Annotated in this window: 14 protein-coding genes; 2 read left to right on the plus strand and 12 right to left on the minus strand. The window is 66.1% G+C overall.

What is annotated here, in order from left to right; translation table 11 throughout:
- Positions 1-287: 287 nt before the first annotated feature.
- The 10 genes from AAFG50_RS15030 to AAFG50_RS15075 form a co-directional block, all read right to left on the minus strand.
- Positions 288-1,841: a hydantoinase/oxoprolinase family protein gene (locus AAFG50_RS15030; protein ID WP_028172147.1), complete on the minus strand. Its 1,554-nt coding sequence runs from the start codon at positions 1,839-1,841 to the stop codon at positions 288-290.
- 6 nt (positions 1,842-1,847) lie between these two features.
- Positions 1,848-2,954: a DUF917 domain-containing protein gene (locus AAFG50_RS15035; protein ID WP_028172146.1), complete on the minus strand. Its 1,107-nt coding sequence runs from the start codon at positions 2,952-2,954 to the stop codon at positions 1,848-1,850.
- Positions 2,951-3,637, minus strand: a complete 687-nt coding sequence (locus tag AAFG50_RS15040; protein WP_028172145.1) for an AroM family protein — start codon at positions 3,635-3,637, stop codon at positions 2,951-2,953. The genes AAFG50_RS15035 and AAFG50_RS15040 overlap by 4 nt, the downstream gene beginning before the upstream one ends.
- 2 nt (positions 3,638-3,639) lie before the next feature.
- Positions 3,640-4,725, minus strand: a complete 1,086-nt coding sequence (locus AAFG50_RS15045; protein ID WP_028172144.1) for an ABC transporter ATP-binding protein — start codon at positions 4,723-4,725, stop codon at positions 3,640-3,642.
- A complete protein-coding gene (locus AAFG50_RS15050) occupies positions 4,722-5,786 on the minus strand; it encodes an ABC transporter substrate-binding protein (protein ID WP_028172143.1) in 1,065 nt (354 codons plus the stop codon). The genes AAFG50_RS15045 and AAFG50_RS15050 overlap by 4 nt, the downstream gene beginning before the upstream one ends.
- A gap of 28 nt (positions 5,787-5,814) precedes the next feature.
- Entirely contained in the window at positions 5,815-6,681 is an 867-nt protein-coding gene (locus AAFG50_RS15055) for an ABC transporter permease (RefSeq protein WP_028172142.1), read from the minus strand.
- Between the two features lie 8 nt (positions 6,682-6,689).
- Entirely contained in the window at positions 6,690-7,565 is an 876-nt protein-coding gene (locus tag AAFG50_RS15060) for an ABC transporter permease (protein WP_028172141.1), read from the minus strand.
- Complete coding sequence (locus AAFG50_RS15065) at positions 7,562-8,344, minus strand: IclR family transcriptional regulator (protein WP_011086029.1); 783 nt, start codon at positions 8,342-8,344, stop codon at positions 7,562-7,564. The genes AAFG50_RS15060 and AAFG50_RS15065 overlap by 4 nt, the downstream gene beginning before the upstream one ends.
- Positions 8,345-8,522: 178 nt before the next feature.
- The gene (locus AAFG50_RS15070; RefSeq protein WP_011086030.1) at positions 8,523-9,149 is read right to left on the minus strand and encodes an alpha/beta hydrolase; all 627 of its coding nucleotides are present in this window, start codon (positions 9,147-9,149) and stop codon (positions 8,523-8,525) included.
- On the minus strand, positions 9,146-10,084 hold the full coding sequence (locus AAFG50_RS15075) for a ring-cleaving dioxygenase (RefSeq protein WP_011086031.1): 939 nt from the start codon (positions 10,082-10,084) through the stop codon (positions 9,146-9,148). Before AAFG50_RS15075 ends, AAFG50_RS15070 begins: the two co-directional genes overlap by 4 nt.
- A gap of 128 nt (positions 10,085-10,212) precedes the next feature.
- Between AAFG50_RS15075 and AAFG50_RS15080 the strand changes: the two genes are divergently transcribed.
- A complete protein-coding gene (locus AAFG50_RS15080) occupies positions 10,213-11,136 on the plus strand; it encodes a LysR family transcriptional regulator (protein WP_028172140.1) in 924 nt (307 codons plus the stop codon).
- Here the strand turns inward: AAFG50_RS15080 and AAFG50_RS15085 are convergent.
- Both AAFG50_RS15085 and AAFG50_RS15090 read right to left on the minus strand, forming a co-directional pair.
- Positions 11,129-13,822, minus strand: coding sequence for a hybrid sensor histidine kinase/response regulator (locus tag AAFG50_RS15085; RefSeq protein WP_028172139.1), 2,694 nt, complete (start codon positions 13,820-13,822; stop codon positions 11,129-11,131). The genes AAFG50_RS15080 and AAFG50_RS15085 overlap by 8 nt on opposite strands.
- Complete coding sequence (locus AAFG50_RS15090; RefSeq protein ID WP_028172138.1) at positions 13,819-14,850, minus strand: ABC transporter substrate-binding protein; 1,032 nt, start codon at positions 14,848-14,850, stop codon at positions 13,819-13,821. Before AAFG50_RS15090 ends, AAFG50_RS15085 begins: the two co-directional genes overlap by 4 nt.
- A 294-nt stretch (positions 14,851-15,144) precedes the next feature.
- On the opposite strand from AAFG50_RS15090, the gene AAFG50_RS15095 reads away from it, so the two are divergent.
- Positions 15,145-15,891, plus strand: coding sequence for a hypothetical protein (locus tag AAFG50_RS15095; protein ID WP_028172137.1), 747 nt, complete (start codon positions 15,145-15,147; stop codon positions 15,889-15,891).
- The last annotated feature ends 11 nt before the right edge of the window (positions 15,892-15,902 follow it).

Below are 15,902 nucleotides of genomic sequence, written 5' to 3' on the forward strand. Positions count from 1 at the left end.
TCCGATGTTGGCAAGATACCCCTGTTTTGCCCGACGGGTCAAACGGCGGCGATGACCGTTGCGGTGCTCTTTCCCCTTGCGGGAGAGGGCCGCGACTCCGGTAGACACTTGGGTGAGGGGTCTGTCTCCGCGGATGCACCTCTCTCAGTCCTAAGCAGCTCTATCCGCGTAAGCCATTGATCTCGCTATCCCCGGCTACTGTGCATGGGGTTGTTTTCGAGTTTTATTTTGACAGGGGTGGAGGCCGACACGCGAGGTCGTCGTGCCGGGCTCCCGGCCCGCATCCGCTACGCCGCCGCCGGCAGATCCGGATCGGCGATCGCGCCGGCGACACGGACACGCACGCGCAGCGCGTTGCCGGGCAGATAGGCGATCGGCATGTCCTCGACATCGACGGTCTTGAGGCTGTCGCGCGCTGCTCCCGCCTGCACCGCACGGTCGGCCGCGATATCGCGCGCGGCGGCGATCGCGTCCTCGCGGGTGAGATCGCGGAACACCTGGTCGGCCTCGCCGCTGACCTGTGCGATCGCGGCACCGACCGCGTTGGCGCAGTCGCCATGCGGCACGCGCACGATCTCGGAGATGCCGGGCAGGCGATCCGGCACCAGGAAGGCGCCGCCGCCGACCGCGAGCAGCGGCACGTCGCCGGCTTCGGTCTTCATGCGGTCGATGTCCTCCTCGAGCTTGCGCCAGGCGTCGCGCAGCGCGGCATCGATCAGGCGTTTCGGCAGCCTGGCGACGCGCGAGCGGTCGCCGATGTCGATCAGGCCTGCGGCCACCGCAATGTCGGTGGCGGTCAGACGCGATCCGCCGAACACCAGCGCATCCGTCGTCAGCCGGTAGCCGACGCTGAGCGGGCCGACGCGAACCGGGTCCTCGTCGACATGGCTGCCGCCGCCGAGCCCGATCGAGAGCAGGTCGGGCATCCGGAACAGCGTGCGCACGCCGCCGACCTCGACCACGGCATTGGCCTCGCGCGGGAAGCCGTGACGAAGCTGGCCGATGTCGGAGGTGGTGCCGCCGACATCCACGACCATGGCATCGTCGAGGCCGGACAGATGGGCGGCGCCGCGCATCGAATTGGTGGCGCCGGAGGCAAAGCTCATCACCGGGAAGGCGGTGGCGATCTCGGCCTGCATCACCGTGCCGTCGTTCTGGGTCAGGAACAGCGGCGCATCGATCCCGCTGTCGGCGATCGCCTTGCGGAAGGCCGCAACGGTGGTGACCGCGAGGTCGTGCAGGGAGGCATTGAGCAGCGCGGCATTCTCGCGCTCCAGAAGACCGATGCGGCCGAGATCGTGCGACAGCGTCACCGCAACATCGGGACAGATATCCGCGAGGATTTCGCGCGCGGTGGTCTCGCAGGAGGGATCGAGCGGGGAGAAGCTCGAGCACACCGCGACCGAGCGCAGACCCTTGTCCCTGATTGTTCGCGCGGCCTCCTTCAGCCCGGCGGTGTCGAGCGGCATGAACGGACGGCCGTCGTAATCGTGGCCGCCTTCCAGCATGAAGATTTCGCCGTTGACGAGTGTCGCGAGATCCGCCGGCCAGTCGCAGAACGGCGGCAGTGAGGCGCTTGCGGGCATGCCGATGCGGATCGCGCCGATCTTCTGCACATGGCGGCGCTGCACCACGGCGTTGATGAAATGCGTGGTGCCGATCACGACCGCATCGACCCTCACCGCGGCGGCGGGCTCGGCACGCAGCGCCTTGAGGGCGTCGAGGATGCCCGAGGTCACGTCGGCGGTGGTCGGACGCTTGACGGAATGGACGACCTTCTCGTCGACGATCAGCACGGCGTCCGTGTTGGTGCCGCCGACATCGATGCCAATACGCTTCATGGGATCTTAAGCTCCTGCCTCAGCGGGCGCGAAGAGGGAACGATAGTCGAGGTCGTAGCCGAAGGCGCGGGGGCCGACGAATTCGAGACCCCGGGGACTCGTCAGCACGGCCGGCGCGGGCAGGGCCACGACGGTGACGCGCTGGCCATAGCGGATAGTCTCGGTGCCGATGCCGTGGCCGTTGACGCTGTCGAGCACGCAGATCAGATCGGGCGAGGTCGCGATCGCTTGCTCGTCACGCCAGGCCACGATCCATTCGTTCTGGAACGAGAGCTTGAGCTTCGCGCCGCGATCTGCATCGCTGCCGTCGACCATCGCCGTGCCGCGCAAAAATCCTTCCGTCGTGCGTCGGGCGACGTCGACGATCTTGCCGGTGAACAGCTTCTTGCCGCCTTCGGTCTTAAGCAGCGCGGCGATCGGATCCTCGTGACGACGATTTGCCTCCTGCACGGCGCGGCCGATGCGAATCGCCTTCGTGGTCGTGAAGTGGATGCCCCAGTCCTTCACCTCGCGTCCGGTGCGCGGCGCCTTGCTGGTGGAGGCGATCGAGCCCATCTCGACGCAGATCTTGCGGCTCGCCCGCTCCATCCACTTCCAGCTCGGTACCTTCGTCACGACGGCCTCGATGCCGCGGGGATCGTAGAGGGTGCAGGGATAGGGACGCAGGTCCCCGATCGCGACCGAGGTCATCTGCGCTTCGGGGAAGGCGCGGCCCATGCAGTCGGCGTCGACCACGGGGATGCCGAGATGCGCGGCCGCCATCAGCGCCTGCACGCCGTTGCCGCCGCCGATCTCGACCGACATCACGGCGCGGAACTTGATGCCGTTGATTTCCTCCTGCATCCGCACGGCGCGCGCGATGTTGCGGCTGTCGGCGAGGCGCTCCTGTCCGACCAGTGGCGCGCCCATGTTGGAGACCACCGCGACCCAGTCCGCGTCGTCGAGGTCGAGCGGCGACATCAATTGCACGCAGTGCCCTTCGGCGTAGAGCCGGCGCAGATTGAGCAGGCCGAGATAGGGACTGCCGCCGCCGCCGGTGCCGAGAATCCAGGCGCCGACCGCGAGCGCCTCGATCTCCTCGAGGCTGATCGTCTTCAATTCCACCTTGCTCACGACACCAGCTCCTCGACGATGCGGGCCGCGGCGGCAATGCCGAGGATCACGGGACCCGGATAGGCCGTGCGCACGCGCGCCTTGTTGGCGCTGGTGTAGCTGATGCAATCCATCACCACGAGATCGGGCTCGAGGTCCGCCATCGTGCGTGCGGCTTCGTCGACGACGGCGTCGCTCGAACCGGGACGCAGCGTGATGCCGACGACCTCGACGCCGTCGCGCTGCCATTTCTTGTCGATCAGTACGGTCTGCTCGGGCAGCGGCGAGAACACGCCGAGCCGGCCTTTCGGCAGCACGGCCTCGACGAGATTGTGCAGGATGGCCGAGGGCAGGATGACGAGCCCGTCGGCGGCAAGGTTGGGGAATTTGCCGGTGCAGGCCATCAGCGTGACGCCGACGCCCTCGTGTTTGAAGCGGGTGATCTGCTGGCTCGCGCGGCGCTCGACTTCCTTCTTGCTGATGGTGACGCCGTCGCCGTTCGGCAGCAGCGTGAACAGCGTGTCGTAGCCGTCCATCGGCGGAATGGCGTCGATCTCCGCGCGGCTCATGCCGTCGAGCGCGCCGCGCAGCTCGATCTCGATGCCCGGCGACAGCACGGCAGCGATCTCGGAGGCGACGGTAGGACGCGGGCTCTGGCCGATCACGACCACCCCGATGCGCTGGTGCTTCAATGGCATGTTCATGTCTAGTCCTTCAAGACGACGAGATCGGCCGGCGTCCAGTCGAGCGTGACACCGTTGCCGGGGACGAACAGGCGGCTCGTGCCTGCATTGGGCTGTTGCACGAGGACACGATGGCCGCCCTCGAGCGTGATCCGGTAGAGCACCGCGCCGCCGAGGAAGTTGGTGTTCTCGATGATGCCGTGGGCGGAGCTGCCGGCTGCGGTAGCGGCGTCAGCGCGCGGGATGAGGCGAATCTTTTCGGGGCGCAGAGCGACCGAGAGAACGCCGGTGCCCTGCGCTTCGGAGGACGGCAGCGCCAGGATCAAGCCTCTGCCGACGTCGAGCGCCGGGCCGCCCGCGCTCGTCATCGTGCGCTCGCCGCGAAAGATGTTGGTGTCGCCGATGAAGTCGGCGACGAAGCGCGTCGTCGGCTGGTTGTAGATCTCGGTCGGCGTGCCGACCTGCTCGACACGGCCGCCGTTCATCACGGCGATGCGGTCGGACATCGCCAGCGCTTCCTCCTGGTCGTGGGTGACGAAGACCAGGGTCAGGCCGAGCTTCTTCTGGAGCTGCTTGAGCTCGAACTGCATCTGCTGGCGCAGCTTCTTGTCGAGCGCGCCGAGCGGCTCGTCGCAGAGCAGGACGCGCGGTGCGATCACGATGGCGCGGGCAAGCGCGACGCGCTGCTGCTGGCCGCCGGAGAGCTGAGCAGGGCGGCGGTCCTCGAGGCCGGACAGCTCGACCATGGCCAGCGCCGCCTTCACCTTGGCTGCGATGGTCGCCTTGTCGAGCCCGCGCATGCGCAGGCCGAAGGCGACGTTCTCTGCGACGGTCCGATGCGGGAACAGTGCGTAGTTCTGGAACACCATGCCCATGTCGCGCTTGTGCGCGGGCACATGGGTGATGTCGGCGCCGTCGACGCGGATCGCGCCGGCGCTCGGCGTCTCGAAGCCGGCAATCATGCGCAGCGTCGTGGTCTTGCCGCAGCCGGACGGGCCGAGCAGGGAGAAGAACTCGCCCTGCCTGATGTCCATCGCGACCGCGTCCACCGCGCGCACGCCGCCTTCATAGACCTTGCTGACGCTGGCGATCTCGATCGACGCGCTCATGCGCGGAAGATCCGGTTGACGCGCTGGTCGATCTCGTCCTTGCGCTCGTTGTACCACTTCCAGTCGACCTGGATCAGCTTCGAGACCTTCTCGGGCGTGGTGAGCAGCTTGGCGTCGTACTTGGCGTCGAGCTTCACCTTCCTGTTGGCCGGCGAATACCACACGGTCTCCGCAAGGCGCTTCTGCACCTCCGGGCGCAGCATGTAGTTCACGTAGGCGTTGGCAAGCTCCTTCATCTTGCTGCCGGGCGTGATGGTCAGGACCTGCTCGAGCGACAAGACGCCTTCGCTCGGCGCGACGAAATCGGTCGGCTGGTTCTGGCCGTCATAGCGGTAGATGCCGGAATCGTGGATGACGCAGAGGCCGACTTCGCCGGACAGCAGCATCTTCTCCATCGCGCCGGTGAAATCGACGATCTTGATCGGCTTCAGTTTCTCCAGCGCGGCATAGGCCGCGTCGAGATCGGTCTGGCCCTTGCCGAACAGGGTACCGCACATCATCAGGAAGGCTTGGCCGAGGCTGTTGACGGGAATGACGTAGCCGCCGCGGACGCCGTTGTATTTCGCGTCCCACAGCTCCTTCCACGAGGTGATGTTGCCGTAGCCCTTGTCGGTGCGAAGTCCAAGGCCGATGGCGCTGGTGAAGATCGAGACGCCGACGATCTTGTCGCTGATCGCGTAGGGGTAGACGTCGGCAAGGTTCGGGACGAGCTTGGGATCGATCTTCGGCTCGACCAGGCCCATCTCGGCCGCCGCCCACTGCTCATTGGAATTGGTGTGCAGCACGTCGTAGATCGGCGCCGAGCGCGAGCTTGCCTGGAGCTTCGGCAGATAGGGGAAGGCGGAGTCGGTCTGGAGCTTGCACTTGAACTCGCTCTCGAAGGCGGGGCCGATCTCGGCCTTCATGATCTCGCCCCACTTGCCGCCCCAGCCGGTGATGCGCAGCGTCGGATCGTCGGCGCGCGCGACATAGGGTGCGGCGATCGTGCCGATGCCGAGCGAGGCGCTCGCGGTCAGAAAGCGGCGGCGGCTGAGCCGTGAGGATCCCAGAGCTTTCATCATGTCTCGATTCCTTCGGTGCAATGAGCGGTTACAATTTGACGTAGGAGCGCAGGCCGACCGTGCGATCGAGCCCGATGACGACGACAAAGGCGAGGACGATGGAGACCACCGAGGCGGCGCCGATGGTGCCGTCCAGATCGAACTTGAGATAGTTGAACAGCGTGACCGGCAGGGTCTCGTTGCCCGGTGAGACCAGGAACAGCGACACCGGAAACTGGTCGAAGGAAACGATGAAGGCGAAGATCGCGCCCGCCAGCACGCCCGGCTTGATCAGCGGCAGCGTCACCTCGAAGAAGGTGCGCAAGGGACTTGCGCCGAGATTGCGCGCGGCTTCCTCGAGGCGCAGGTCGAAATTATGCAGCACGGCAAGCGTCGTGCGCACCACGTAAGGCAGCGTCACCAGCGTGTGGCCGGCAACGAGGCCCCAGGTCGGACGTCCCACATCGAGCAGCACATAGGTCTGGAACAGCGCAAGGCCCGTCAGGATCGCCGGCAGCATCAAGGGCGAGAGCATCGTCGCCACGATCAGCCGCGTGCCCGGCAGATTGCCGCGCGCGAGCGCGAGCGCCGCGGATGCGCCGAGGATCGTTGCCGATATGGTGGTGAGGACGGCGACTTCGAGGCTGAAACCGAGCGCATGCATGAAGTCGCGCGAGGCGAAGAACTTCTCGAACCAGCGCAAGGACACGCCGACCGGCGGAAACTGGATGAACGGCGTCGGGTTCAGGGCGAACACGACGACGATCGCGATCGGCGCCAGCAGGAAGATCAGGATGGCGATGTTGACGGCGAGATAGAGATAGCGGCCGTAATGCCTGACGCTTCCCGTCGTCCGCGCGGGAGCTGCCTGCCGGGCCGCCGCGAGCGATGGGCTGTGCGAGGCGGTGGTTTGCATCGTCGGCCTCACTGCAATTCGCGCTGGCCGGAGACGAGGCCGAGCGCGCGGTTATAGGCGACGACGAGCCCGAGCGAGATCATCAGCAGGATGATGCCGAGCGCGGCGGCGAAGCCGACGTTGAAGTTCGCCGAGATCTGCTGGTAGATCAGGATCGGCAGCGTCATGATCTGGAAGCCGCCGAGCAGGATCGGCGTGACATAGGCGCTGATCGCCAGCGCAAACACCAGCAGCGAGCCGGCGAGGATGCCGGGCAGGCTGAGCGGCAGCGTCACCTCGAGGAACGCACGCAAGGGGCTCGCGCCGAGGTTTTCCGCGGCCTGCTCCAGCCGCTCGTCGATGCGGCCGATCACGCCGGTCAGCGTCAGCACCATGAACGGAACGTAGATGTGGACGAGACCGACCACGATTCCGGTCTCGGTGTACATCAGCTTGAGCGGCTGGCTGATCACGCCGAGCGACATCAGGGTCTGGTTGACGACGCCCTTGTCGGAGAGCAGCGTCATCCAGGCGAAGGTGCGCACCACGATGCCGGTCAGCATCGGCGCCAGCACCGCCATCAGCAGCAGCGCGTGCCCGGTGCGGCTCTTGATGCGCGCCATCCAGTGCGCCAGCGGATAGCCGATCGCGAGCGCGACCAGCGTGGTCACGAGCCCGATCCGGATCGTGGTCCAGATCACCTCGAGATAAAAGGGATCGTCGATCATGCGGGCGTAGTGGCGCGTGGTGAAGGCGACCTTCGGCGCCACCACCGGATTGCCGGTGAGCACGCTCATCAGCGCCATCAGCCCGATCGGCAGGAAGAAGAAGAGGGCGAACAGCAGCGCGCTCGGCAGAATGAAGAGCGCAAGGCCGTTGGGGCGCTGGGGGGTGGCGCTGCTCATCGCGTCCCCGTCTGAACGCGCGCTGTATCCTGGTCGAGCGGATCGCCGGTCATGCGCCGCAATTTTGCGGCCATCGCCGCCAGCTCGCGGCGGACATTGGCGCGCTCGGCGGCAGTGGTCGCCTGCACCGAATAGGACACCGCGATCCCGATCATCTCGCCGGTCTCGCCGCTTTTCAGCGCAAAGCCTTGGGAGCCGACGCCCTCGATCGATTCATCGGCTGCCTCGGACACGCCGGTGCGGCGGATCTCGTCGAGGCGGGCCATCAGCTGCTTGAAGTTCTGCGGCGAGTTGCGCGGCAGCTTTGGATAGGTCGCAGGCACCCGCGCGCGGACGTCCTCGTCGGCGAGGCGGGCGAGCATGGCGCGGCCGTTCGAGGTGGCGAGCGCCGGCGTGCGCTGGCCGGGCGGATTGACGACACGCAGGGGATTCGAGCCCGGAACGATCCGGAGCACGACCTGCTCGTAGCCGTCGAGCACGGCGATGTAGCCGGTGTGGCCGGTGCGCGCGCAGACCTCGCGCAGCTCGCGCTCGGCCATGCTGATGAGATCGTCATGGGCGCGGTGCAGCCGGCCGAGCTCGAAGGTGAGGAGGCCGGGGCGGTAGCGGCGGGTGTGCGGGTCCTGCTCGAGCAGACCGCAGTCGCGCAAGGAGCGCAGCAGCCGCGAGGTCGAGCTCTTCGGTTTGCCCGTCAGCGCCATCACGTCCGCGAACGACAGATCCGGCCGCGCGCTGGAAAAGCAGCGCAGGATCTCGATCGCGTTGGTGAGGGCGCTCATGCAGGTCGGTCCAAGGTAGTTCCATATTTCGGAACCTTGTCCCAAATTCTAAGCCTGGCGCGTAAACGAGCAAGCGGAAATTTCCGGCAGGGTGGTGCCCGATTGCGCAGATGCGGCGGAAGGTCGCTCGGATATAACGAAGCGGCGCACCGCGGTCAGGCGGTACGCCGCTTTGGGATCAGGCCGCCTCCACGGCGACGTTGCCGATCCAGTCGCGGGCGAGCGTCACGTCGGCTTGCGACAATTGATGGCCCGCTGGCAGGACCCTGTGATCGACACGCGCACCCGCTTCCGACAGCAGCGTAGCGAGCCGGGCCGAGTTGCTCGCCGGCACGATCGGATCAGCCTGTCCGGACAGGAGCAGGACGGGCTTGCCGCCGAGCTCGGCCTTGGGCGGATCTGACAGTGGCACCATGGCGCGCAGCAGGATCGCGCCTGCCAGCACGCCCGGCTGCAGCAGCAACAGCGCGGCTGCGATGTTGGCGCCGTTGGAGAAGCCGACAGCAACCGGCGCGGCGATGCCGTAGCGCTGCCGCGCCTCGCCAACGAAATCGCCGAGCTCGCGCGCACGCCGGCGCACATCGTCCTCGTCGAACACGCCCTCGGCAAGGCGGCGGAAGAAGCGCGGCATGCCGTGCTCGAGCACGCGGCCGCGCGGCGAGAGCAGGGCGGCACCGGGCGAGATCATCTTGCCGAGCCCGAGCAGGTCGTTCTCGTCGCCACCGGTGCCGTGCAGCAGCAGGAGCGGGGCCGAGCCCGCGTCGCGCGCGGGCTCGAAACGATGGATGAATGCACTCTCGGTCATGACACGCTCTCTTCCAGGCTCGGCAACACACCCTCGATCTGCTTGCGATGCGCTTCGAGGAAGGCCGGCAGCTTCAGGTCGCGTCCCAGCGTCGCAACGGGTTCGTCGACGGCGAAGCCGGGAATATCGGTCGCGATCTCGAACAGCACGCCGCCGGGCTCGCGGAAGTAGATCGAGCGGAAGTAGTTGCGGTCCCTCTGCTCGGTCGGGTGCAGGCCGTGATTGCTGACGAGCTTTTGCGCCATCGCTCCCTGCTCGGCGTCATCGGCCGCACGGAAGGCGATGTGGTGCACCGAGCCGCCGCCCTGATGGCCGCGCAAGAAGCCCTTGGCCTCGTAGATGTCGACGACGCTGCCCTCGGCATCGCCCGGCGCCTTGAAGCGGATCACCGAGCCCTCGCGTCCCGTCTCCTTGAAGCCGAATACGTCGGTGAGGACGGCGGCCGTCTTCGCCGCGCTGTCGAGCAGCAAGGTCACGCCGTGGAAGCCGCGGATCGCATGCTCGGCCGGCACGTCGCCATTGCTCCAGCCGGGCTCGTTCTCGGCACCGGGAACGCCGACGAGCGCGAGCGCCATGCCATCGGGGTCGGTGAACGGCAGCACGGACTCGCCGAAGCGCTTCTCCAGGGCTTCATAGGCGATGCCCTTCTCGGTGAAGCGCTGCGTCCAGTAGCCGAGCGAACGCTGAGGCACGCGGAAGGCGGTCTGATGGGTTTCGCCGACGCCGCGGCGCCCAGCCGGCACGCCGGCCCAGGGGAAGAAGGTCAGGATGGTGCCGGGGCGGCCGGTCTCGTCGCCATAATAGAAGTGATAGGTGCCGGGATCATCGAAATTGACCGTCTTCTTGACGAAGCGCAGGCCGAGATCCCTGGTGTAAAAGCCGAAATTCCTGATGGGATCGCCGGCGATCGCGGTGACGTGGTGCAGTCCAGACATTGTCGTCCTCCAAATTCGGGGAGCAGTCTTGCTCTGGCCGGAAATATCGTTCCGCTTTGGATTGGAGACAATCCATGCAAATATGACGTCTATGTCTACGATTTGGAAACAATCGCTGGAGCGGCAGCTTGGATAAGGTCGCTAGCCTCCGGGCCTTCGTGAAGGTGGTCGAAAGCGGCAGTTTTGCCGAGGCGGGCCGTCAGCTACGGCTGTCGCGGTCGGCGATCAGCAAATACATCGCCGACCTCGAGGAGAGCCTCGGCGTCCAGCTCCTGAACCGGACCACCCGCCACGCGAGCCCGACCGAGAACGGCCAGCGTTATTTCGAGCGCGCAGTCGTGATCCTCTCGGAGATCGAGGCCGCGGACCAGGCGGTGGCGCAAGCCCAGTCCGCGCCGCGCGGGCTGCTGCGCGTCAACGCGCCGATGTCGTTCGGCACCATGCGGCTCGGGCCGGTGCTCGCCGATTTCATGGCGCGCTATGGCGAGCTTCAGCTCCAGATCGTGCTGAGCGACGATCTGCTCGATCCGGTCCAGGACGGCTTTGACGTGACGCTGCGGATCGCCGAACTGGAATCCTCCAGCCTGATCGCGCGCAAGATCACGCCGGTGGCGCGCATGATCTGCGCCTCGCCCGATTATCTCGCGCGGCACGGCACGCCAAAGCATCCGCAGGATCTGCGCGAGCATGCGTCGCTGACCTACGGCTTCCTGCTCACCGGCAATCAGTGGAAGCTTACCGGCGCGGATGGCGATCACTGGATCCAGCCGACCTGGTCGCTCTGCGTCAACAACGCCGAAGTGCTGCGCGACGTCGCGATCAAGGGCAGGGGGCTCGCGCTGCTCCCGGAGTTCATCGCCGCCGACGCTTTGCGGAAGGGCGAGTTGCTGACGGTGCTGGATGATTATTCGGCGCCGCCGCTCGCGCTCTATGCGGTCTATCCGCCGACGCGGCATTTGTCGGTGAAGGTACGGCTGTTCATTGATTTTCTGGTCGAGCGGTTTGGACGGGAGGATGAGGCGGGCGTACGCAGCCGCGCCGCGGCTAGCTGACCGAACGCTGTTCGACGGGCAGAAGCAATTCGTCCAGCGCGCTCATCGAAGCTTTCTGAAGGGCGGCAAGTTCGCGGGCGGCACCGTGGCATTCGGATGCGGACATCGTGGCTACCGCCAGCTCAACCTCGCGGCAGCGTTCGAACAGGCGAACGAGGCCGAGCGCGCTCGCCGCGCTGCCAAGCTGGTGTGCGGATCGCGCCAGCTGCAGGTGATCGCCGATCGCCGCAGCCTCGGCGATGTCCTCGATCAGTTGTTGGCTCGTTTGCCGCAAAAGCTGGTGGAGCTTGGCGATCTGCGTGGCTCCCAGCAGTTCTTTCTGGTCGTCGAGGAAATGCCGGTCGATCAACGCGCCTGCGGCGAGCCGCACTTCTGCCGGCTGGTCCGGCGGATCGTCCTCGATCGCCTCGCGCAGGGCATTGATCAGGATCGGCTTGCCGACAACCTTGGAGATCCCTGCACTGGCGAGCCGCTCGCGTGCGCTGCGCGACACGTCGGCGGTCACGGCGATGATGCGCGGCATGCTCGGCAGACCGAGCTTGCCGATCTGCGAGGCCGCCTCCACGCCGTCCATGTCGGGCATGTGCAGATCCATCAGGATGATGTCGAACGCCTGATCGCGGGCGAGTGCGACGGCCGACGCGCCGTTTCTGGCGATGGTGGGATGATGGCCGAGTCGGTTCAGGATGGCTTCGCCGACCTGGCAATTGACCGGATCGTCGTCGACCAGCAGCACGCGAAGCCGCCGCGACGGCGGCGGAAGCGCACCTTGCGCGATGCCGCTCGCGGCAAGGCCGAGCGGTACTTCAAGCGCGAACGTGCTGCCTGCGCCCGGCGTGCTCTCCACCGTCAGCTCGCCGCGCATCAGGCGCGTCAGCCGCCGCGCGATCGCAAGGCCAAGGCCGGTGCCGCCGAACCGCCGTGCGATGCTATCGTCCGCCTGCACGAAATCCTCGAAGATCCGCTCGTGCATGTCCGGCGCGATGCCGATGCCGGTATCGCGAACCGTAATGCTCAGCAGGATGTGATCCTCGTGCTGCTCCGCTGACGCCTTCAGGCCGATCCCGCCGCGCGGAGTGAATTTGATGGCATTGCCGATCAAATTGAGCAGGATGCGATTGAGCCTGACAGGATCGCCGTGCACGGACGTGTTGACCGTCACGTCGCTGGCGAGATCGAAGGTCAGTCCCTTGCCGAAGGCCTGTGGGCGCATCAGATCGGCGGCGGCCTCGATGAGCTGATCGAGACGGAAGTCGCGCCTCTCCAGCGTTTCGGCGCTGGCCTCCAGACGCGCATATTCCAGGATGGCATCGACCAGCGCGATTAGCGTCTCGCCCGATGCGGCGGCTGTGGCGAGATGGCGTCGCTGCGCTTCGCCGAGGCTGCCGTCGTCCAGCAGTTGCAGCACGCCCATGACGCCGTTCAGCGGCGTGCGCAGCTCGTGGCTGACGACGGCGAGGAAGCGCGACTTGGTCTCGTTGGCCTGCACGGCAATGCTGCGCGCACGTTCGGCCGCGTCATGCTCGGCGAGGGCGTGGTCGCGCGCCTTCTCGAGCTCGGAGGTCCGCTCGATGACCTTGCGCTCGAGCGTCGCGTAGGATTCGCGCAAGTGCGCGGCCATCCGGTTGAACTGGTCGCCGAGCGCCTCCAGCTCGTCGCCGGTCTTGATCGCGAGCCGCAGGCCGAGATCGCCGCTGCCGATCCGGCGCGCACCCTGTGTCAGGATCTGGATCGGCACGGTCATGCGCCGGCTGAGAAAGAGCGAGACCAGCACCGCGCAGGCGAGCAGAGCGACCAGGAGAAACGTCGAGCGGCCGATCGACGCGTAGATCGGCGCATAGGCTTCGGTGAGCGGAAGCTCGACGAATACCAACCAGCCGAGCGAGGGCACCGTCGCATAGGTCGACAGCACGCGTTGACCGGACAGATCTTCCTTGACCAGGCCGCCTGACGGCGGCCCGACGCCATCGAGTGCGGCTCGAACGTCGGCATGTCCCGAAAGATCGCTGCGGCGTAGCGCCGGCCACAAATCGGGATGTGCGATCAACAGCCCCATGCGGTCGACCACATAGGCCTTGCCGGTGTTGCCGACCCTGATCCCCGCGACGAGGTCCCAGATGAAGCGCAGATTGACCTCGGCGACGATCACATTGGGACCGCGGCCGACCCCGCGCGCGGCGAGGGTCATGAACGGCTCGGTGTCGCCGATGAAGTAGACCGGCCCGTAATAGGTCCGGCTTTCGTTGGCGCCGCGGAAGGCGGGCGAAGCGGACAGGTCGATCTTGCTGCCGACCCTGTCCGCGACACGGCGCGACACGCGCACCTGCTCGCGGCCCTGCGCGTCGAGCTCAGCAATCTCCGCGATCGCAGGCGAGAGGCGCAGGAGGCGGATCGCGTTCAAGCGCTCGTCCTCGTTCGTCGACAGCTCCGGGGGCAGGCGGGAAAGCCATCTGATCTGGTTTTCGATCTGGCCGATGAACTGGCCGATCTGAATCGCCGCAGACGCTGCCTGCTCGCGCTGGGTTGCCGCGAGGAGCTGCTTCTGCTCGCGATAGGAGAACCAGACGTCGAAGCCGGTGTTGATGGCGAGCGCGGCAAAGGCGAGGGCGACGATCGAGTAGAGATATTTGCGGAACAGCCGGCCGGGAGGCGTCCGCAAATGTCCCTGGTCGACCTGCTCGTTCACTCGCGGATCTCGTCGGCGCGTGCCAGCAGCGTGAACGGTATGGTCAAATCCAGCGTACGGGCGACCGTGCGGTTGATCAGCAGCTCGTATTTGCGTGGCGATTGCACCGGGAGATCGCCAGCCTTGGTGCCGCGCAGGATCAGATCGACATAGTCGGCCGAGCGCACTTCGAGCGTCGGCCCGTAGCTCATCAGCCCGCCCGCATCCATGAAATAATGGAACGGATAGATCGTGGGGACGCGATATTTGGCCGCTGTCGCCACGACCGCCTGCCGGTGGATCACGAGGAAGCTGTCGACCAGCGCAACCATCGCCGCTTTGGGCGGCTCGGAGAGGCGCCTGATGACCTCGTCAATTTCCGTTGGCGCGTTGACGGGGGCGGGGACCACGGAGACGCCGCATGCTGCGGCCTCTTGCTCGATGGAGTCGAGGAAGAAGCGCCCGCCGCGCGGCGTGGTCGCCGGGTTGAACAGCACACCGACGCGCGCAACGTCAGGCACGGCCTCCCGGATGAGCTGAAGCCATTTGCCGCCCATCTCGGCGGAGCTGTTGGTGAAGCCGGTGACGTTGCCGCCGGGATGCGCGAGGCTCTCGACGAAGCCATTGCCGACGGGATCGTTGGCCGTCGCGAAGACGATCGGGATGGTTTTGGTGGCTGCCAGGACTGCCGCGGTTTCGATCGTCGAGCCGGTCAGGATCACGTCCGGCTTCAGCTCCAGCAATTCCTGGACCGCGGTCTTCAGTCTATCGGAGCTGCCGAAAGTCGAACGGAGTTCGAGGCGGAAGTTGACGCCTTCGACCCAGCCTCGCTGCCTCAAACCCACGATGAGGCCGCCGAGGCGGGAGGTCGGGCTGTCGGTCATGCTCCTTCTGGTCAATTCGTCGTCGAGCGGTAATCCCGTCAGCGAGGCGACGATCCGCATGCGATCAGATGTTGCGCCGAGCGCGAGCCATCCCGCAGCGCTTGTCCCCGCAAGGCGAATGAACCCGCGGCGATCGACCGCGAAAGCGGAAGGCCGTTCGGTCATGAAATTCTTTGCATGATGATTGCCCCAAGGCGGATGCTTAGCGCGAACCGCCGGCATCCACAATTGATGAAAAAATGCGCTTGTGAATGTTCATTCGCAGCGTTTGGCAACCCGATACCGTATTCCTACGCCGCTGAGGAGTCGCTGTTTCGAGCCTTGTCTGCTCCGTGATGTTTTGTAGCGCCTTATGGCATTGCAACATTTTCCGTCTCGGTTGCGACGGCGGTTCGGAGAAGCCGATTTCGTGACTGCCGATTTTTGAAGCGTTCTTTCAAGTTGTTTCGAAGGTTCTCGATGCGCAAAATCTATCTCGTTCCGGCCCTCGTCGGCCTTCTCACCTTTGTGGCTACAGGTCCGGTGGCGGCTCAGGGCGCCGTTCCAAAGCAGAAGGCGGCGCAAGCCCCGAAGGCTGCTGCGGCTGGGGCTGCTCCGGCGGCCGGCGCCCCGGCGGCGGCCACGACCGAGGCGCCGAGCGCCGGCGCGGACGACAAGGCAAAGTCAATCGACGGCTTCCGCTCCGCCAAGTTCGGCATGGGCGAAGCCGACGTGCGCGCGGCGATGATCAAGGACTTCAACGCCAAGCCCGACGCCATCAAGGCGCAGGACAACGCGTCCGAGCTGACGCATAGCATCCTCATGTCGGTTCCCGAGCTGCTGCCGAACGGCGGTACCGCCGAGCTCTCCTACGTGTTCGGCTACAAGTCCAAGTCGCTGATCCAGGTGGGCGCCGTCTGGTCGAAGGGGACCGACGCGGCGATAACGCCGGAAAAGCTGTTCTCCAACGCCAACATCCTGCGCGCCCATTTCATGGGCGAAGGCTTCAAGCCTGATTCCATCGCGGTCAACATGCCGGTTGCCGGCGGCATCGTGATGTTCCGCGGCAGCGACGCCAAGGACCGCTCGGTGATCCTGCTGCTCCAAGGCACGTTCGAGAACAAGGAGAACAACCAGCGTGTGCTGACCCCGACCAGCCTGCTGCTGTTCTACGTGGCCGACGCCAAGAGCCCCGACATCTTCAAGCTGCCGCCCGGCCAGTTCTGATGCCGGACGCC

This window comes from Bradyrhizobium sp. B039, from assembly GCF_038965675.1.
Lineage (GTDB): Bacteria > Pseudomonadota > Alphaproteobacteria > Rhizobiales > Xanthobacteraceae > Bradyrhizobium > Bradyrhizobium diazoefficiens.

Bases quoted from the DNA above. Each gene is read 5' to 3' on its own strand.
- AAFG50_RS15030 (WP_028172147.1), bottom strand. From the start codon at position 1,841: ATGAAGCGTATTGGCATCGATGTCGGCGGCACCAACACGGACGCCGTG.
- AAFG50_RS15040 (WP_028172145.1), bottom strand. From the start codon at position 3,637: ATGAACATGCCATTGAAGCACCAGCGCATCGGGGTGGTCGTGATCGGC.
- AAFG50_RS15045 (WP_028172144.1), bottom strand. From the start codon at position 4,725: ATGAGCGCGTCGATCGAGATCGCCAGCGTCAGCAAGGTCTATGAAGGC.
- AAFG50_RS15050 (WP_028172143.1), bottom strand. From the start codon at position 5,786: ATGATGAAAGCTCTGGGATCCTCACGGCTCAGCCGCCGCCGCTTTCTG.
- AAFG50_RS15055 (WP_028172142.1), bottom strand. From the start codon at position 6,681: ATGCAAACCACCGCCTCGCACAGCCCATCGCTCGCGGCGGCCCGGCAG.
- AAFG50_RS15060 (WP_028172141.1), bottom strand. From the start codon at position 7,565: ATGAGCAGCGCCACCCCCCAGCGCCCCAACGGCCTTGCGCTCTTCATT.
- AAFG50_RS15065 (WP_011086029.1), bottom strand. From the start codon at position 8,344: ATGAGCGCCCTCACCAACGCGATCGAGATCCTGCGCTGCTTTTCCAGC.
- AAFG50_RS15070 (WP_011086030.1), bottom strand. From the start codon at position 9,149: ATGACCGAGAGTGCATTCATCCATCGTTTCGAGCCCGCGCGCGACGCG.
- AAFG50_RS15075 (WP_011086031.1), bottom strand. From the start codon at position 10,084: ATGTCTGGACTGCACCACGTCACCGCGATCGCCGGCGATCCCATCAGG.
- AAFG50_RS15090 (WP_028172138.1), bottom strand. From the start codon at position 14,850: ATGACCGAACGGCCTTCCGCTTTCGCGGTCGATCGCCGCGGGTTCATT.
- AAFG50_RS15095 (WP_028172137.1), top strand. From the start codon at position 15,145: ATGCGCAAAATCTATCTCGTTCCGGCCCTCGTCGGCCTTCTCACCTTT.